18 protein-coding genes are annotated in these 18,112 nt (G+C 54.1%); 9 read left to right on the top strand and 9 right to left on the bottom strand.

Translation table 11 applies throughout. The annotated features are described in order from the left end of the window. Positions 1 to 279 precede the first annotated feature (279 nt). Genes arnB through arnF form a run of 7 tightly spaced genes read left to right on the top strand, consistent with a single transcriptional unit; the run spans position 280 to position 7,656 of the window. On the top strand, positions 280 to 1,419 hold the full coding sequence (gene arnB, locus SK33_RS07640) for a UDP-4-amino-4-deoxy-L-arabinose aminotransferase (protein ID WP_003027645.1): 1,140 nt from the start codon (positions 280 to 282) through the stop codon (positions 1,417 to 1,419). Positions 1,420 to 1,421: 2 nt separating this feature from the next. After that, a complete protein-coding gene (gene arnC / locus SK33_RS07635) occupies positions 1,422 to 2,405 on the top strand; it encodes an undecaprenyl-phosphate 4-deoxy-4-formamido-L-arabinose transferase (protein ID WP_003027648.1) in 984 nt (327 codons plus the stop codon). Next, entirely contained in the window at positions 2,402 to 4,384 is a 1,983-nt protein-coding gene (gene arnA / locus SK33_RS07630) for a bifunctional UDP-4-amino-4-deoxy-L-arabinose formyltransferase/UDP-glucuronic acid oxidase ArnA (RefSeq protein WP_003027650.1), read from the top strand. The genes arnC and arnA overlap by 4 nt, the downstream gene beginning before the upstream one ends. Continuing rightward, a complete protein-coding gene (gene arnD / locus SK33_RS07625; protein ID WP_003027653.1) occupies positions 4,381 to 5,283 on the top strand; it encodes a 4-deoxy-4-formamido-L-arabinose-phosphoundecaprenol deformylase in 903 nt (300 codons plus the stop codon). Before arnA ends, arnD begins: the two co-directional genes overlap by 4 nt. After that, entirely contained in the window at positions 5,280 to 6,938 is a 1,659-nt protein-coding gene (gene arnT / locus SK33_RS07620; protein WP_048218321.1) for a lipid IV(A) 4-amino-4-deoxy-L-arabinosyltransferase, read from the top strand. The genes arnD and arnT overlap by 4 nt, the downstream gene beginning before the upstream one ends. Further along, positions 6,935 to 7,270: a 4-amino-4-deoxy-L-arabinose-phosphoundecaprenol flippase subunit ArnE gene (gene arnE, locus SK33_RS07615; RefSeq protein WP_003027661.1), complete on the top strand. Its 336-nt coding sequence runs from the start codon at positions 6,935 to 6,937 to the stop codon at positions 7,268 to 7,270. Before arnT ends, arnE begins: the two co-directional genes overlap by 4 nt. Continuing rightward, positions 7,270 to 7,656, top strand: a complete 387-nt coding sequence (gene arnF / locus SK33_RS07610) for a 4-amino-4-deoxy-L-arabinose-phosphoundecaprenol flippase subunit ArnF (RefSeq protein ID WP_003027663.1) — start codon at positions 7,270 to 7,272, stop codon at positions 7,654 to 7,656. Before arnE ends, arnF begins: the two co-directional genes overlap by 1 nt. Before the next feature lie 2 nt (positions 7,657 to 7,658). Here the strand turns inward: arnF and pmrD are convergent, their stop codons facing one another. From pmrD to SK33_RS07565, 9 genes are all read right to left on the bottom strand, one after another. Further along, positions 7,659 to 7,922, bottom strand: coding sequence for a signal transduction protein PmrD (gene pmrD / locus SK33_RS07605; protein ID WP_048218323.1), 264 nt, complete (start codon positions 7,920 to 7,922; stop codon positions 7,659 to 7,661). 95 nt (positions 7,923 to 8,017) lie between these two features. Then, a complete protein-coding gene (gene menE, locus SK33_RS07600) occupies positions 8,018 to 9,442 on the bottom strand; it encodes an o-succinylbenzoate--CoA ligase (protein ID WP_048218324.1) in 1,425 nt (474 codons plus the stop codon). Further along, the gene (gene menC / locus SK33_RS07595) at positions 9,439 to 10,401 is read right to left on the bottom strand and encodes an o-succinylbenzoate synthase (RefSeq protein ID WP_003027669.1); all 963 of its coding nucleotides are present in this window, start codon (positions 10,399 to 10,401) and stop codon (positions 9,439 to 9,441) included. Before menC ends, menE begins: the two co-directional genes overlap by 4 nt. Further along, complete coding sequence (gene menB, locus SK33_RS07590) at positions 10,401 to 11,258, bottom strand: 1,4-dihydroxy-2-naphthoyl-CoA synthase (protein ID WP_003027671.1); 858 nt, start codon at positions 11,256 to 11,258, stop codon at positions 10,401 to 10,403. Before menB ends, menC begins: the two co-directional genes overlap by 1 nt. 14 nt (positions 11,259 to 11,272) lie before the next feature. Then, positions 11,273 to 12,031, bottom strand: coding sequence for a 2-succinyl-6-hydroxy-2,4-cyclohexadiene-1-carboxylate synthase (menH, locus tag SK33_RS07585; protein ID WP_048218325.1), 759 nt, complete (start codon positions 12,029 to 12,031; stop codon positions 11,273 to 11,275). Then, a complete protein-coding gene (gene menD / locus SK33_RS07580; protein WP_048218327.1) occupies positions 12,028 to 13,698 on the bottom strand; it encodes a 2-succinyl-5-enolpyruvyl-6-hydroxy-3-cyclohexene-1-carboxylic-acid synthase in 1,671 nt (556 codons plus the stop codon). The genes menH and menD overlap by 4 nt, the downstream gene beginning before the upstream one ends. 84 nt (positions 13,699 to 13,782) lie before the next feature. Continuing rightward, positions 13,783 to 15,081, bottom strand: a complete 1,299-nt coding sequence (menF, locus tag SK33_RS07575) for an isochorismate synthase MenF (protein ID WP_003845093.1) — start codon at positions 15,079 to 15,081, stop codon at positions 13,783 to 13,785. A 104-nt stretch (positions 15,082 to 15,185) separates the two neighbouring features. Beyond that, positions 15,186 to 15,491, bottom strand: a complete 306-nt coding sequence (elaB, locus tag SK33_RS07570) for a stress response protein ElaB (protein WP_003027683.1) — start codon at positions 15,489 to 15,491, stop codon at positions 15,186 to 15,188. 63 nt (positions 15,492 to 15,554) lie between these two features. Continuing rightward, the gene (locus SK33_RS07565) at positions 15,555 to 16,016 is read right to left on the bottom strand and encodes a GNAT family N-acetyltransferase (RefSeq protein ID WP_003027684.1); all 462 of its coding nucleotides are present in this window, start codon (positions 16,014 to 16,016) and stop codon (positions 15,555 to 15,557) included. Positions 16,017 to 16,083: 67 nt separating this feature from the next. Between SK33_RS07565 and rbn the strand changes: the two genes are divergently transcribed. Further along, entirely contained in the window at positions 16,084 to 17,001 is a 918-nt protein-coding gene (rbn, locus tag SK33_RS07560; protein WP_032949697.1) for a ribonuclease BN, read from the top strand. 64 nt (positions 17,002 to 17,065) lie between these two features. Next, positions 17,066 to 18,070: a chemotaxis protein gene (locus SK33_RS07555; protein WP_003839364.1), complete on the top strand. Its 1,005-nt coding sequence runs from the start codon at positions 17,066 to 17,068 to the stop codon at positions 18,068 to 18,070. Positions 18,071 to 18,112 lie beyond the last annotated feature (42 nt).

The following is an 18,112-nucleotide window of genomic DNA, read 5'->3' as shown; positions in this document are numbered from 1 at the left end:
CCGAGTTTAAACGTAATATAAACAATGATCACATTAGCGGTATTGCTCTCAGCATTCAGCAACAGAGAACAATACCGCCATAATGACTAAAAACTATTTATATTCAAACAAATAAACCACTCCCCACTGTCTTTGTTATTATCTCCCAAACCTTAAACCCTTAAGGATAAATTAACCTTCGGCCATTAACCTTTGTAGCCTGATGAAATAATTAACGACGCCCCTGTTTAGTCCTAAAAATAAAACTTCGGTAGCGTTAAATGGCTTGAAGGAATAATGATGTCTGACTTTTTGCCTTTCTCTCGCCCGGCAATGGGTGCTGAAGAGCTTGCCGCTGTAAAAGCGGTGCTGGACTCTGGATGGATAACCACTGGCCCGAAGAACCAACAGTTGGAAGAAGCCTTCTGCCAGCTCACAGGAAATCAACACGCCGTCGCCGTCTGCTCTGCCACGGCAGGTATGCACATCACACTGATGGCGTTGGGCATAGGTGCAGGCGATGAGGTCATTACGCCGTCGATGACGTGGGTTTCTACCCTCAACATGATTGTCCTGCTGGGTGCGACGCCAGTCATGGTCGACGTCGACCGCGATACACTTATGGTCACACCTGAGCAAATTGAAGCCGCCATTACCCCACGAACCAAAGCCATTGTTCCAGTACATTACGCAGGCGCCCCCGCCGATCTTGACGCGATTTATGCCATTGGCGAGCGTTATGGCATCCCGGTAATAGAAGATGCGGCCCATGCCGTAGGGACATTGTATAAGGGCCGTCATGTCGGGGCGCGCGGTACGGCAATCTTCTCGTTTCACGCCATCAAAAATATCACCTGCGCAGAAGGTGGACTGATTGTTACCGACGACAGCCAGCTTGCCCAGCGGCTTCGCAGCCTGAAGTTTCACGGTCTGGGCGTTGATGCTTTTGATCGACAAACCTATGGCCGGGCACCGCAGGCCGAAGTGCTTGCGCCAGGATACAAATACAACCTGACGGATATCAATGCCGCTATTGCGTTGGTACAGCTTAATAAGCTGGAGCAACTGAATTCACGCCGGGCGCAAATTGCCCAGCAATATCAGCAGGCGCTGGCTGATACGCCATTTCAACCGCTGGACCTGCCCCGGTGGCCGCACGTTCATGCCTGGCACTTATTCATCATTCGTGTTGACGAAACCCGCTGCGGGCTGAGCAGAGATGCCCTGATGGAAGCGCTGAAGACTAAAGATATCGGCACCGGTCTGCATTTTCGTGCAGCCCATACGCAAAAATATTATCGCGAACGCTTCACTACCCTTTCGCTCCCAAATACTGAATGGAACAGCGCGCGCATCTGCTCGCTGCCGTTATTCCCAGACATGACCGAAGCGGATACCCAGCGGGTCATTACGGCACTTCGCGAGATTGCAGGACAATAATCATGTTTGAAGCAGCACCAATCAAAAAAGTCTCGGTGGTCATTCCCGTTTTTAATGAACAGGAAAGCCTGCCAGAGTTAATCAGACGCACCAGCGCCGCCTGCGAGAAATTGGGTAAAGACTATGAAATTCTGCTAATCGACGACGGTAGCAGTGACAATTCCGCTCAGTTGATGATGAATGCCTCCCAGGCACCAAACAGCCATATTGTTTCTATTTTGCTGAATCGCAATTACGGACAGCACTCGGCGATTATGGCCGGTTTCAGCCATGTCACTGGCGACTTGATCATCACACTGGATGCCGATTTGCAGAACCCGCCGGAGGAGATCCCTCGGTTGGTCGCCACAGCAGATGAGGGGTTTGATGTGGTGGGCACGGTGCGCCAGAACCGGCAGGACAGCGTATTTCGTAAGACCGCCTCACGAATGATCAACCATCTGATCCAACGAACCACCGGTAAAGCAATGGGCGACTACGGCTGCATGCTACGCGCCTATCGCCGTCACATCGTCGATGCCATGCTGCATTGCCAGGAGCGCAGCACCTTTATCCCTATTCTGGCCAACATTTTTGCCCGTCGCGCTACGGAGATCCCGGTACATCATGCAGAGCGCGAATTTGGTGACTCCAAATACAGCTTCATGCGTCTGATCAACCTGATGTATGACCTGGTGACTTGCCTTACCACAACACCGCTTCGCATGCTGAGTCTGTTGGGCAGCGTGATCGCCGCCACGGGCTTTACCTTATCAGTCTTGCTTGTTGTTCTGCGCCTGACGCTCGGCCCACAGTGGGCAGCGGAAGGGGTATTCATGCTGTTTGCCGTCCTGTTTACCTTTATCGGCGCACAGTTTATTGGCATGGGTTTACTCGGCGAATATATCGGTCGCATCTATAACGATGTCCGCGCCCGCCCCCGCTATTTTGTTCAACACGTTATCCGCCCACAAACCACGCAGTCAACCGAGGAAAACCGCGCATGAAAGCCGTCGTATTTGCCTATCACGATATGGGATGTCAGGGTGTCCAGGCCTTGTTGGATGCAGGTTATGAAATCGCTGCCATTTTTACGCACACCGACAATCCGGGTGAAAAAGCGTTTTTTGGATCTGTTTCCCGCCTCGCGGCCAGCGCCGGTATTCCGGTTTACGCCCCGGACGAGGTTAATCATCCCCTGTGGATTGAGCGCATTAGCCAACTGGCACCCGATGTTATCTTCTCGTTCTACTATCGCCATTTACTGAGTGATGAGATCCTCAGCCTTGCCCCTAAGGGTGCATTTAATCTGCACGGCTCGCTGCTCCCGAAATACCGTGGCCGCGCGCCGCTGAACTGGGTACTGGTCAATGGTGAAACCGAAACCGGCGTCACGCTTCACCGGATGGTCAAACGCGCGGATGCGGGCGCCATTGTCGCCCAGCAGCGGGTTGCTATTTCGCCCGATGATGTGGCGTTAACGCTGCACCATAAGTTGTGCCAGGCTGCGCGTCAGTTACTGGAAGAGGCGCTGCCCGCGATTAAAACGGGAGATTATGCAGAACACCCCCAACAGGAAGCAGAGGCGACCTGTTTTGGTCGCCGTACGCCGGAAGATAGCTTCCTCGACTGGAACAAACCAGCTGCAGAGTTGCATAACCAGGTACGCGCCGTCAGCGATCCATGGCCGGGCGCATTTAGCTATGTTGGCACGCAAAAATTCACCGTCTGGTCGTCACGTGTTTGCAAAAATGACCGCACAGCCCAGCCAGGAACCGTCATCTCCGTTTCTCCTTTGCTGATCGCCTGCGCTGATGGCGCACTGGAGATTATTACCGGGCAAGCTGGCGATGGTATTGCCATGCAGGGGTCACAGCTGGCGCAGGTTCTGGGCCTGGTACCAGGTTCTCGCCTGAACAGCCAGTCAGTTACTACCGCTAAACGCCGTACTCGCGTGCTGATCCTTGGCGTCAATGGCTTCATTGGTAACCATCTGACCGAACGCCTGTTGCAAGAAGACAATTACGAAGTGTATGGACTCGACATTGGCAGCGACGCCATTAGTCGTTTTCTGCAGCATCCACGATTCCATTTCGTCGAAGGCGATATCAGCATTCACTCCGAATGGATTGAATATCATGTGAAAAAATGCGACGTCGTGCTGCCGCTGGTAGCGATCGCCACGCCAATCGAATATACCCGCAACCCGCTGCGCGTGTTTGAGCTCGATTTTGAAGAGAACCTGAAAATCATTCGCTACTGCGTGAAATACCGTAAGCGCATCATTTTCCCGTCAACCTCCGAAGTCTACGGCATGTGTACCGACAAAGTTTTTGATGAAGACAGCTCGAACCTGATCGTCGGTCCGGTGAATAAACCACGCTGGATCTACTCCGTTTCCAAGCAGTTGCTGGACCGCGTAATCTGGGCATACGGCGAAAAAGAGGGATTGCGCTTCACCCTGTTCCGTCCGTTTAACTGGATGGGACCGCGTCTGGACAGCCTTAACGCCGCGCGTATCGGCAGCTCACGCGCCATTACTCAATTGATCCTCAATCTGGTGGAAGGTTCACCTATTAAGCTGATTGAAGGCGGTAAGCAAAAACGCTGCTTTACCGACATTCGCGATGGTATCGAAGCCCTGTACCGCATCATTGAAAACGAAGGCGGACGCTGCGACGGTGAGATTATCAACATCGGTAACCCGGAGAATGAAGCCAGTATTCAGGAACTGGCAGAAATGCTGCTTACCTGTTTTGAAAAACATCCATTGCGTAACCACTTCCCGCCGTTTGCCGGTTTCCGTGACGTCGAAAGCAGTAGCTACTATGGTAAAGGTTATCAGGACGTTGAGCATCGTAAGCCCAACATTCGTAATGCAAAACGCTGCCTGAACTGGGAACCCACCATTGAGATGCAGGAAACGGTAGAAGAGACGCTGGACTTCTTCTTACGCAGTGTGGATATCACGGAACACACATCATGACCAAAGTAGGCTTGCGCATTGATGTCGATACTTTCCGGGGGACGCGCGAAGGTGTGCCCCGCCTGTTGGAGACATTGAACCGGCATAACGTTCGGGCAAGTTTTTTCTTTAGCGTTGGACCTGACAACATGGGGCGCCATCTCTGGCGTCTTGTGAAGCCACAATTTCTGTGGAAGATGCTGCGTTCAAACGCAGCATCGCTCTACGGATGGGATATATTGCTCGCGGGAACCGCATGGCCGGGAAAAGAGATTGGCCAGGCCAATGCGGCGATCATTGCGCAAACCGCCCTGATTCATGAAACCGGTTTGCATGCCTGGGATCACCATGCCTGGCAAGCGCGAAGCGGAAACTGGAATGATAAACAGCTGATTGATGATATTTCACGAGGCATTACCGCCCTTGAAGCCATCATCGGACAACCGGTTACCTGTTCTGCGGTTGCCGGATGGCGTGCCGACAACCGCGTCGTCGAGGCAAAAGAAACGTTCCATTTACGCTATAACAGCGACTGTCGGGGAACGTCTTTATTTCGTCCTGTACTGGCGTCCGGGAAAACAGGTACGCCGCAAATTCCCGTCACGTTACCAACATGGGATGAAGTGGTTGGTCAGGAGGTCCAGGCGGTGGACTTCAACGCTTATATTCTCTCCCACATCCAGATGAGCAGAGGAACACCGGTGTACACCATTCATGCGGAAGTTGAAGGCATCGCCTTTCATCAGAATTTTGACGAGCTGCTTACTCGCGCCGCCGACATGGGGATGACATTTTGCCCGCTTGGCGAGCTGTTACCAGACGATATCAGCACGCTGCCAACAGGGCAGATCGTGCGGGGAAAAATACCGGGCAGAGAGGGATGGCTCGGCTGCCAACAACCGGTGAGTGCGACACAATGAAACCTGCTGCCCGCTACACTCTGGCCTGTATCGCGTTTATTGCGCTGTATTTTATTCTCCCTATCAACAGTCGCCTGCTCTGGCAGCCTGATGAAACGCGCTATGCCGAAATCAGTCGGGAAATGCTGACGTCCGGCGACTGGATCGTGCCGCACTTTTTAGGACTCCGTTACTTCGAAAAACCGATTGCCGGATATTGGTTAAACAGCATCGGACAATGGCTATTTGGTGCTAATAATTTTGGCGTCAGAGCGGGGGCTATTTTTGCCACCTTGCTGACGGCGCTACTGGTAGCCTGGCTTGCCATGCGGTTATGGCAGGATAAGCGTACCGCCGTACTCTCTTCTGCTATCTTTTTAACGTTCTTTTCAGTTTACAGCATCGGTACCTACGCGGTACTTGATCCCATAATTGCGCTTTGGCTGATGGCGGGCATGTGCTGTTTTTGGGAAGGCATGCAGGCCACCACCAGAACGCGCAAAATCATCGCTTTTTTGCTGTTAGGGTTAACCTGCGGCATGGGCGTGATGACCAAGGGCTTCCTTGCGCTTGCCGTTCCTGTGCTCAGCGTACTGCCGTGGGTTTTCGCGCAAAAGCGCTGGAAAGATCTCATACTCTACGGTCTGCTGGCGGTTATCGGCTGCGTCGTGATTGTGCTGCCGTGGGGAATAGCGATTGCCCGGCGTGAGCCGGATTTCTGGCATTACTTCTTCTGGGTTGAACATATTCAACGCTTCGCACAGGATGATGCCCAACACAAGGCTCCCATCTGGTACTACATTCCGGTATTCGTGGCTGGCGCATTACCATGGCTCGGGCTGCTCCCCGGCGCGCTGCGTACGGGCTGGCGTGAGCGGGATGTTCCGCGCAGCGCGCTGTACCTGTTAAGCTGGATTGTCATGCCAATCCTGTTTTTCAGCATCGCCAAAGGAAAACTGCCGACCTATATTCTTTCTTGCTTCGCCCCGCTGGCGATATTAACGGCGCGCTTCGGCCTGCAGGCCGCGGAAAAAGGCTCCGCCGCACTGCGTGTGAATGGCTGGATCAACGTGCTGTTCGGCGTGACCGGCATTGTCGCCACATTTATTGTTTCCACATTGGGTCCGTTAAAGACGCCGGTCTGGTCGCATATCGAAACGTATAAGGTGTTTTGCGCGTGGGGCATTTTTATCACCTGGGCACTGTTCGGCTGGTATACGCTAAATAACCGCGAGAAGAACTGGAAATTCGCCGCGCTGTGTCCGCTGGGACTCGCGCTGTTGTTTGGTTTCTCAGTCCCTGACCGGGTGATGGAGTCTAAACAGCCGCAGTTTTTTGTCGAGATGATTAAAGAGTCGCTGGAGTCGAGCCGTTACATTCTCGCCGACAACGTTGGCGTTGCCGCAGGGCTGGCCTGGAGCCTGAAACGTGACGACATCATGATGTACGGCCAAACGGGCGAGTTAAAATATGGCCTCAACTACCCGGATGCTCAGGGGCGTTTTGTTAGTCGGGAAGACTTTGCCGACTGGTTAGCGCAACATCGTCAGCAAGGAAATATTACGCTCGTGCTCACGATTGATAAGGATGAAGATATTAATCAACTCGCCATCCCTCCCGCTGATTACATTGATAATCAGGGGCGACTGGTTCTGATTCAGTATCGACCAAAATGATCTGGATAGCCTTAGTTCTCGCCAGCCTGCTCAGCGTCTGCGGCCAGCTATGCCAGAAGCAGGCGACCCGACCAGTGTCCGTTCGTGCGCGAAAACGCCACGTCACGCAATGGATTGGGCTTGCTCTGGCAAGCCTCGGTCTGGCCATGCTGCTATGGCTGGCGGTACTGCAGAACATTCCTGTCGGCATCGCCTACCCCATGCTGAGTCTTAACTTTGTATGGGTGACGCTGGCCGCGTGGAAAATCTGGCGCGAACCCGTCACTACACGCCACTGGCTGGGAGTTGGGCTGATCATTACCGGCATTTTTATTCTTGGGAGCGCAGTGTAATGGGCATCTTTTGGGGATTATGTAGCGTTATTATCACCTCCGCAGCCCAGTTGAGCCTCGGCTTCGCAATGGATAATCTGCCGCCAATGATGCAGCCGCTGGCGTTCATCTCCGCCGTATTCTCTCTCAGTATTGGAGCGTTTGCTTTATCTGCCGGGCTGGCAGGCTATTTGCTGTCGGTTATATGCTGGCATAAAGCCCTGCACCAGCTCGCGCTGAGCAAAGCTTATGCCCTGCTCAGCCTGAGCTATGTGCTGGTTTGGGTTGCATCAATGATTCTGCCCGGCTGGCAGGGAACATTTTCAGTAAAGGCGCTGGTTGGGGTACTGTGCATCATGGCGGGTTTAATGACGATTTTTCTGCCTGCAGACAAGCACCGGCGCTGAGCTCATTTATCTGCCGACAGTCGTAACAGGCGCTCCCATTCGTCACATATGTACTGTCTGGCATCGATTATTTTAATCACGCGGGATGCATCACGATTAACACAATACTGCGCATCTTTCAGCGGTGAAAGAAGATCGCCAGGTTTAACCCGCTCGAAAGATTGCGCCTCAGCGAGCATCTTAAGCGAACCACCACTATCGCAAAGTACGATATAGAGCCTCCCTGCTTTCTTGTGACAGCAAGACTTCTTCACATGCCATTCCATAGCGCACCTTTTGTTAATAAATTTCACACCAGGTTACACTTTAGCAGATAAACAAAAGGACAATAGCTGCGGAATGACAAAAATGAGAAATGTAATTAATGCTTTCTTAATGTTAATGATGAAGCACTTACCCAATCCGACAACGCACGACGCGAGATTTTAATCCCTCCGGCTTTAAGCTCGGGTGGCAATGTCAACCAACATACCGGTTGCTGAAAGCGGGCCAGCTTATCTTTTACCCACTCTGCCAGATTAGTTTCTCCAGTATTAGCGTCATACTCAACGACCGCCACCGGGCGATGGCCAAATTCTTTGTCTTCTATCGGCACAATAAAGGCCTGCAGAACATGTGGGTGTGCGGCAATCACGCGTTCCACCTCTTCCGGCTGTATGCCTTCCCCGCCGCTAAAGAACAGATTGTCCATACGACCGACAATGGTTAACTTGCCGTCCTTCAACACGCCGCGATCGCGGGTTGCAAACCAGCCTTCCGCGTTCACTAAAGGCATAAGCTGTCCGTTACGCCAGTAACCTTGCGCCATGCTGGCGGCTCGTAGCCAAACTTCGTCATTAACGATCCTGACTTCCCGCCCTGGTAAAGCAGAGCCCACATCCGCCAGGCCATCTGCCTCTTTCGCACAAACCGTAGAAGCAAACTCCGTCAATCCGTAACCGCACCAGCAACGAATCCCCTGTTCACGCGCCTGTTCCGTCAACTCAACAGGAATTGCCGCACCGCCCAGCAGCACCGCTTTTAGCGTGACTGGTGTGTTATTAACAAGTAAGCGCCACAGTTGCGTGGGCACCAGTGAAGCGTGAGTGCATCCAGCCAGCATTTGATCCAGCGGCTGTTTGTCGCGCACGGTCATTCGCGCTCCGGCGAACAACCATCGCCACAAAATGCCCTGCCCGGAAACATGAAACAGCGGCAATGAGAGCAGCCAGTCATCCTCAGCACCAAACGGCATTAATGACAGTACGCCCTGCGCGCTTGCCAGATGCGCCTGACAGGTATGCACCGCCGCCTTTGGTAATCCGGTAGAACCTGAGGTTAACGTCATCGTGCTCAAACGCTCGGGCAACCATGCGGCGGCGTGATCGCCTGGCAACGACTGCATCTGTAACGGACTGAGTTCCGGGAGTGCGATAGCAGCCTCCAGATCCAGCGCAAAACGTAGCGTTAAGTCCGGGACCAGCGCATCAAGCAGCGACTGAGGCAACTGTGGGTTCACAGGTAAAACCCGCGCCCCACACTGCAGCAGCGCGAGCCAGGCCAGCAAAGCGCGCGGATGATTCCAGGCGCGAAGCAGGACGCCATCGCCTTCTTCCACGCCCTGAGCGGCAAAACCGCAGGCCAGATGGTCGATGCGCGCGCAGAGCTCGCTCCAGCTTAATGCCTCATCGTTGAGGCGTAAGGCTGGCGCCTTCGCACGAACCTGTCGCCAGTGACGCCACGGCCAGTCACTGGGTTGTATCAGGCCCGATAAGCTCACGCTATCGGGCATTTCCTGCTGGGTCATAGCAGACGTTCCAGCGCATCAACGTCGATACACGGCAATGCGCTACCCGGCCAGGTGCGTACCTGCTGGCACTGCATCAGGCTCAGGGTATCCAGACCCGGGATGGTTTGCGGCGTCAACCAGGCGGCAATTCGCGCCAGCTGGGTTAAGCCCAGACTCGACTCGATTGACGAACTGATAACGGCAGTAAGACCAAGCGCATGCGCCGCTGCCACCTGTTCACGGACTTTATCGAGACTGCCGGTCAGCGTAGGTTTGATAACCACAGCCTTGACGCCCTCTTCGGCTTCGAAGGTGAAATCCGCTTCACGCAGACTTTCATCCCAGGCGATGGCAATGCCGGTTTCACGCGCGAAGGCACGAGAATCATCACGGGTTTTGCACGGTTCTTCGAGGAAGGCAATGCGTCCGCGGTACTCCGGATTAACGTATTTCGCGAACTGCTGAGCTTTCAACGGCGTCCAGGCCCGGTTGGCGTCAAGTCGCAAATGCAGCTCCGGGATCGCCTCAAGTAACAGATTGGCTACCATGCCGTCGCGAACCGCTTCATACAGACCGACCTTAATCTTCGCCACTTTTTCGCCCGGCATGTCCGCCAGTTGCAGTACCAGATCGTCAGGATCGCCCGTACACAGCGGTGCAGCACGATAGTCTGCGTCCTGTGGCAATACGCCAGCCAGTTCGGCCAGCGCACAGCTTACGCCAAAGGCGACCGAAGGCAGTTGCGGTAAGGAGGCATCCCCTTGCAGCCAGCCTTTCACCCAGGCCAGCAACTCGGTTTGCGCTTCTTCCCAGCTTTCCTGACTGAAGCCCGGCAGCGGGGAGATTTCTCCCCACCCTTCACGCTCACCGTCACGAAGACATACGTATAACCCGTCACGCGTTTTTAACCGCCTGTCGCGCAGAATCACCCCCGCGTCCATGGGGATCTGCCAGCGGTATACCTGCGCGCTACGCATTACGGATTCCGTTTGAATTTGCTGAAATCAGGCTGACGTTTCTGGTTAAAGGCGTTACGGCCTTCCTGACCTTCTTCCGTCATGTAGAACAGCATAGTGGCGTTACCTGCCAGCTCCTGCAGACCTGCCTGACCATCACAGTCGGCGTTCAGTGCAGCTTTCAGGCAGCGCAGCGCCATTGGGCTGTTTTGCAACATTTCGCGACACCAGCGTACTGTCTCTTTTTCCAGATCCGCCAGCGGAACCACGGTGTTGACCAGCCCCATATCCAGCGCCTGTTTCGCATCGTACTGACGGCACAGGAACCAGATTTCACGCGCTTTTTTCTGACCGACGATGCGCGCCATATAGGAAGCGCCCCAACCGCCGTCGAAGGAACCGACTTTAGGACCGGTCTGACCGAAGATGGCGTTTTCAGCCGCAATGGTCAGGTCACACATCATGTGCAGCACATGACCGCCGCCAATGGAGAAACCTGCAACCATCGCCACGACCGGTTTCGGACAGGTACGAATCTGACGCTGGAAGTCCAGCACGTTCAGGTGATGCACACCGGAGTCATCCTGGTATCCGCCGTAGTCGCCACGTACCTTCTGATCGCCGCCTGCGCAGAACGCTTTGTCACCAGCACCGGTCAGAATAATTACGCCGATGTTGTCATCATAGCGAGCATCCGCCAGCGCCTGGATCATCTCTTTCACAGTGACCGGACGGAAGGCATTGCGTACCTGCGGACGATTAATGGTGATTTTTGCGATACCGTCGGTGGATTTCTCGTAAAGAATGTCGGTATAGCCTTCAGAGCAATCGTGCCATTCTACTGGTGCGTAAAGCATTGTTTCATCAGGATAGATCATAAAATGTCCTATAGTCAGCGACGCAGAATCTGAGCCAGACAGTCCACTACACCCGCGGGGTTGTCCCGATGCGCGTTGTGTCCGGCATTACGAATCACATGGTTTGGTACTGATATTTCCGCCACCAGAGCGCGGAATTTATCGTCACGTTCACCACATAAATAATAAAACGGAAATGTGCACGTCGTGAGTTGCGCACGTAAATCAGGTTGTACGGCAAGCGAGGTGGCCTCCAGCATTGCCGCCAGCGTTTGCCCATTATTCTGGCTACGCAGAGCGACCAGCGCCTCTCTTTGTACCGTGTTCAGCGAGGAAAAAACGGGCTGTTGATACCAGTCATTAAACACCTCACGTAGCGGCTCTGCGCGAAAACGCGCAGCCCAGCGGCCATCCGAGAGACGACGCTGAACGCGCGCCTCTTCGCCTTGCAAGCCTGGATGTCCACCTTCTACCACCAGACCACAAAGCCCTGGCATCTCCTGACAGGCCGCCATCATCGCGACTCTGCCACCAAGAGAGTATCCCACCAGCCAGTAGTTGTGTATGTTGTAACTAAGTAGAGTATTACGCAGCAAAACGTTTACGTCATCGAATCCGCTCACGCTGATGTCAGCAGAGCCACCGTGTCCCGGCAGATCGATGTATAGCCGCGAATAATCCTGAAACGCTTCGCCGACCGTCTGCCATTCCCGACAATCGCCAGAGAAACCGTGCAGGAAAACCAGCCAGGGAAATCCCGCCTGGCCCTCTTTCGCCTGCGCATGCAGGATCATAGATGACTTACCTTCGCCAGCAGTTGCTGCAAGGTTTGCGCCCCGTCAGTTTCATTCACCACCAGCTCAATCACCGTGGCCGCAGGAGTACGCCAGGCGTTAGTCAACGCGCTCTCCAGTTGCTCCCAGTTTTCCGGGCGCTGGTATTTAAGGTTAAACATGGCGGCAGCATGCTCGAAATGTACGTTCTGCGGCATCAGATAGAACCGTTCGCGTTCGCTGGCTGGCGTCGGCAGCAGAGAAAAAATCTGTCCGCCGTTATTGTTGACCACTATCAGGACAAACGGTGCAGAAACCTGGCGCAATAACGCCAGCGCATTCAGGTCATACAATGCAGATAAATCGCCAACAATCGCCAGCGTCGATTTCGCGCTGGCACGCTGTACACCTGCAGCCGTTGACAGCAGGCCGTCAATACCGCTCGCGCCACGGTTGCTATAGACCGGGTAACCAGCCGGAAGCTGCGACAGCGCATCAATCAGGCGTACCACCAGACTGTTACCCACGAACAGCTGCCCCTGCTCCGGCAAGTATTCGCGAATACGGTGGGCTAATTGCGCTTCACCAAACGCCTCACGACGGGCTTCTACCGCCTGCCAGGCCAGTTGCGCCAGACGAGGGATTTCCACGTACCAGGGCTGACGTTTCTCCGCCGGATGCAGCTCCAGCCAGTCGCCAACTTTCGCCGCCAGCCTGCGGCCACGATGGTGAGCCGGATCGAGGCGGCCTTCGATATTATCGACAATCCAGTATTCCTGCGGATCGCAACTGGCCTGCCATTGCAGGAGTCGTTTTCCGGTCAGGCTGCTGCCAAGCTGCACCACAATCTGCGCCTGCTGTAACTCAGCTACCGCTTTCGCATTTCCCAGCCACAGGTCGGCGCACGGCAGCGGTTGTCCGGTTTGCGACAGAACATCACCAATCAGCGGCCAGCCTAACGTCTGCGCCCACTGCGCAACTTTCTTACCTTCTTCAGCGCTCATGCGGCCCGCAATGACTACGCCGCGTTTTTGTCGCCAGAAAAACCAGTCGCGCTGTTTGTCGCTTTCCAGCCGACGCGCTTCTCGCAGCCAGGGTTTATCGTCCTGCCACCAGTCGCCGAGGCGCTGCTGCCAGGCAATCCCCGTTTCGTCCATATCGCCATACAGCGGTTCCGCAAACGGGCAATTGATATGAACCGCCCCGCTATGCAGGGTTGCTAACGCATTATCAATAGTGGACACCAGCCAGCTTGCCGGAATGTCCTGAGTCGGACGCGGTAAAGAGAGCGTTTGCGATGGATGCGAGGCAAACATTCCGGCCTGACGAATCGCCTGGTTCGCACCACAGTCGATAAGCTCTGGCGGTCGGTCTGCCGTAAGTAAAATTAGTTTTTCACCGGTCAGGCCCGCTTCAATCAACGCGGGATATAAATTCGCCACCGCGGTACCGGACGTCACAATCACGGCGACAGGCTGACGGCTAACTTTTGCCAGACCTAAGGCCAGATGCCCAAGACCACGCTCGTCAAAATGGGTGTGATGGATGAATGCGGGGTTTTCCGCTGCCGCCAGCGTCAACGGTGTAGAACGAGAGCCAGGGGCAATGCAGACATGCCTGACGCCGTGGCGAGTGAGTGCTTCCAGAATGACCGCCGCCCAGCGTCGGTTAAATGCGCTTACTGACATGAGATTGTCCGGTATCAATATTGCGACACAGTATAAAGAATCGAATAAATGGATTTTTGATATGAGTCGGTAATGTGTGACTCATTAGGCTTCCATCTGTAATAAAGTACGTAAACCCGCCGCTTTGTTGTCTATTTCTTGCCATTCCTGCTCAGGATCTGAACCACGTACGATCCCTGCCCCGGCATACAGGCGCACCACGTTTGCGCTAATTTTCGCCGAACGTAGTGACACGCAAAACTCACTTTGGCGCAGTGAAAGATAACCCGCAGAACCGGCATACCACTCACGTTCAAAGGGTTCATTTTGTTGGATGAATTCACGCGCCAGCTCTCGCGGAATACCGGCGACAGCCGCCGTGGGCTGGAGTTGCATCAGGCAAAGCGTATCGTCGGCCTGATTCAGTTCCGTCCAGATGCAACGGCGCAGGTGCTGCACTTTACGCAGCCTGAGCACCTGTGGCGGCAGCACGTCGAGAGTTTGCGTACAGCCTTGCAGGCGCTGGCAAATATCTTCAACCACCAGCATATTCTCACGCTGGTTTTTATCATCTTTCATTAGCCATTCACCCAACTGCCAGGCCCGATGATCCTCTGGATGATTGGCCACGGTTCCGGCCAGCGCCTCGGTGCGCAGCGCCGTGTCTCGCCGCCGATACAGACGCTCAGGGGAAGAGCCAAGAAAAGCGGAGTCGGCAGAGAATGCCATAAAGAAATGGTAGCAGTTCAGGTTTAAGCGACGGCTGGATGCCATCACGGCCGCGGCATTAACCGACTGAGAAAACTGTAAGTCGGTCGCCCGTGCCAGCACAACCTTATCGAGGTCTTCTCCTGCGATTGTTTGCGTGGCGAGTTTTATCAGATTTGTCCAGCCAGCTTTATCCGGCCAGTTCTGTTCTCCCGTCAAACTGAGACGCAACGCGGGTAGCGGCTTAACATTGGCGAGCGATGAGATAAACGCCACCGCCTGCGCGGCGTCGTCACGTAACGATACGTCGCTGTAGAGATGTAAGCGTAAGCTCGCCACTCCGGCGCAACGTCGCCACTCCAGCCGCGGCAGCAGCAAATTGCCACGCTGTGGCTCAAAGGCATTCAGGCCCCAGATGCGCAGGTCGGGATGATTATCATGCTGGTGTAAAAATTGCTGGGCCGATTCCAGCGAGGAAAATGCGGCGACGGCCCCTAATACAGCGGCCTCTTCGTCGCCGTTACGCTGCTGCCAGTAAAACTGGGGCCAGACGGGTTGACTGGCCAGCCATCCTAAAGCGTCAAACGCATCATTCAGTGGGAAAGGTATATCGTAAATACGAATTCCAGGTGCTGCTGGCATCTCTTGCGATAAATGACGCATCAGACTTTCCAGCGCAGTAGTGATTGAATGCACGCGGACCTCTCCCTGTTAAAAACCTCACATTATACGGGGTACTGAGCAGAAAAAGCAGTACCCCCAGTTAGGGAGTACGTACAAATGCGATGACAGAACGGAATTTATCGCCGTGCTAACAATAATCCCATCACTAAACCGACTGTGGCGCCAACGCCGATCCCGCGCCAGGGTTTTTCGTGCACATAATCATCCGCCCGACAAACAGCTTTTTTCGCACGGTAATAGTAGCTGTCAGAAGCATGGCTGACGCGATTTCTCACCTCTTCTAACGCCCGTTCTGCCCGCGCTTTTAACTCAAGGTATTTTTGATCTGCTGGGTCGCCAGAAGAACGCAGCACCTCTTCCAGCGTTTCACTTAATAATTCCAGATCATCATCGATACGTGATTCATAAGAATGAAAAGACATTATATTCTCCCTTTCAATTGACGTACCCGCTAACTATAGACAACCTGGACTGTTTGCGCCTGTTTACGCCTGATGTGCTTCCCGCGCCATTCCGACGTGTGGAATACCGTCTTCGTCATAGATATCCGTTACCGGAACAAAGCCAAAGCGCGCATAGAACGATTGCAGATGCGCCTGCGCGCCCAGATATAACGCCTTGTGTGGCCAGTGTTGCGCGCAGGATGCCAGCGTCTGGGCCATCAGCTGTTGCCCCAGTTTTTCACCGCGCAGCGCTTCGCTTACAATCACCCGACCAATCACCACCGGCTCCAGCTCGTCATCGCTTTTCAGAATCCTCGCATACGCCACCAGCTCATCGTTATGCCAGCCCAGAATATGGCGATTCTCTCCAACCAGGTCATCGCCATCCACATCCTGGTACGGACACTGTTGCTCAACTACAAACACCGCGCATCGCAACTGAAGTAGTGCGTACAGTTGTTGGGTACTCAGCTTTGCATGGTGGAGATCTTGCCAGTGAATCATTGTCTGCCCCTATGTTGTGATAACCTGAACACCCTGCCTTATTGATGGCGAAAAGTGTAACGCGAAGATGGAATTACTATTTTTAGGCACGTCAGCGGGAGTCCCCACTCGCTCACGCAATGTAACGGCAATTTTACTGAATCTGCAACACCCGACTCAGGCGGGGCTGTGGCTTTTTGATTGCGGTGAAGGGACGCAGCATCAGATGCTCACCACTCCTTTCAATCCAGGAAAACTCGATCGTATTTTTATCAGCCATCTGCACGGCGATCACCTGTTTGGTTTACCGGGACTACTGTGCAGTCGCTCAATGGCCGGCAATGTCCAGCCTCTGACGCTTTACGGGCCAAAAGGGTTGCGAGAGTTTACCGAAACCGCATTACGTCTGAGCGGCTCCTGGACCGATTATCCGATGGAAATTGTGGAAATCACCGCAGGTGAGATTGTCGATGACGGCCTGCGTAAAGTCACGGCGTACCCGCTGGCGCATCCGCTGGAGTGCTACGGTTTTCGCATTCAAGAGCATGACAAACCCGGTGCGCTTGACGCTAACGCCCTGAAGGCGGCAGGTGTTAAAGCGGGCCCGTGGTTTCAGGATTTGAAAGCCGGGAAAACTATCGTGCTGGAGGATGGACGTACGATCCACGGCGCCGACTTCCTCGCCCCGGCCACCAGGGGAAAATCAGTCGCTATTTTCGGTGACACAGGACCCTGCGCGTCCGCCATTGAACTGGCTCGAGGTGTAGATGTCATGGTACACGAAACCACGCTGGATGCCTCAATGGAGGAGAAAGCGAACAGTCGCGGGCACAGCTCAACCCGACAAGCCGCACAGCTGGCGCTGGATGCCGGAGTGGGACGCCTGATCATGACCCACGTTAGCTCACGCTATGATGAAAAAGGCTGTCAGCGTTTGCTTGAAGAGTGCAAAGCGATTTTTCCAGACACGGAACTGGCTCACGATTTCGCCATTTTCAGCGTTTAACGCTTTATTTTTCCGCCTCAGTGCCGATAACAGTGGAAAGGCTGGCTTTCACACTGAGGACAGGATGAACAATTTCCAGAAAGATATTGATGACAGGACAAACCTAACCCTGTCTAACCGTTTTGAACTACTGCTATTTCGCCTCGGCAAATCTGTTGAGGAGCAGAAATCAGAGCTATTTGGCATCAACGTATTCAAGCTGCGTGAAATCGTGCCGATGCCGACCTTTACGCGTCCGGCTGGTATGAAGGCCCCGCTGCTGGGTATGGTTAATATTCGCGATCAGGTGATCCCGGTGATTGACCTGCCCGCCGTCGCGGGCTGTAAACCAGAGACCGGACTCAACATCCTGTTGATCACAGAATATGCCCGCAGCGTCCAGGCGTTTGCGGTGGAGTCAGTGGAAAACATTATGCGCCTGGACTGGCAACAGGTGCATACCGCCGAGAAAGCCGTCAATGGTCGCTATATCACCAGTATCGCTTGCCTGGACGACAACAAAGAGACCAACAACCTGGCGCTGGTGCTCGACGTTGAGCAGATCTTGTATGACATCGTACCGGCGAACCACGACCTGCGCGCAACCGATCTGAAAACCAATAAATTCAACATCACGCCGGGTGCGGTGGCGATTGTGGCAGATGATTCAAAAGTGGCCCGTGCAATGCTGGAAAAAGGGCTTAACGCCATGGAAATCCCGCATCTGATGCATGTAACGGGCCAGGATGCGTGGGAAAAAATACAGCAGCTTTCCGCAGAAGCACTGGCGGAGGGCAAGCCTATTAGCGAGAAGATCGCCCTGGTACTCACCGATCTCGAAATGCCGGAGATGGACGGTTTTACGCTTACCCGCAAAATAAAAACCGACGAACGCCTGAAGAAGATCCCGGTCGTTATCCACTCTTCGCTTTCCGGTAGTGCGAACGAAGATCATGTTCGCCGAGTAAAAGCGGATGGCTACGTGGCCAAATTCGAAGTCAATGAGCTTTCTTCAGTGATCCAGGAAGTGATGGATCGCACAGCAAAAGGCATCAGCGGTCCGCTGGTGAGCCGTCAGCTATTGAACTGACCGTATTTCACGCATAAAAAAACCCGCCTCGGCGGGTTTTTT

This window comes from Citrobacter sp. MGH103, from assembly GCF_001034475.2.
GTDB lineage: Bacteria > Pseudomonadota > Gammaproteobacteria > Enterobacterales > Enterobacteriaceae > Citrobacter > Citrobacter freundii.
Note: the sequence above shows the minus strand (reverse complement) of the source record. Positions and strands in the feature narration are given on the sequence as shown.